Consider the following 412-nt stretch of genomic DNA (forward strand, 5'->3'; position numbering starts at 1 on the left):
TAATTTTTGAGGAGATGTAATTATGGAATATGCAATTGAAATCAATAATTTATCAAAAAAATAACATGATTTTACTTTAGATAAAATCTCTTTTTCAATCGCTAAAGGAACAGTTGTAGGATTAATTGGTGAAAATGGGGCTGGTAAGTCTACTTTAATCAATTCAATTCTAGGAATAATTGATGCAAATTATAGTTCATTAAAGTATTTTGGTAAAGAATATAAAGATAATGAAAAAGAAATTAAAGAAGATCTAGCAGTTATTTTTGATACAACCCATTTTAATTTAGAATTTACTCCTAAATTCATTGGTTTAATTTTAGAAAAAACTTATAAAAATTGGGACAATGATATTTATTGTCAATATTTAAAACGTTTTAATCTTCCTTTAAAAAAGAAACTAAAAACATTT

General features: G+C 22.8%; 1 protein-coding gene. It reads left to right on the forward strand.

Translation table 11 applies throughout. The features are described from left to right. Positions 1–85: 85 nt before the first annotated feature. A partial coding sequence (locus tag ACLR9T_RS14575) for an ATP-binding cassette domain-containing protein (protein ID WP_413110170.1) occupies positions 86–412 on the forward strand: 327 nt, incomplete at its 3' end.

Origin of the sequence: Thomasclavelia sp., assembly GCF_047249845.1 — a bacterium.
GTDB lineage: Bacteria > Bacillota_I > Bacilli_A > Erysipelotrichales > Coprobacillaceae > Thomasclavelia.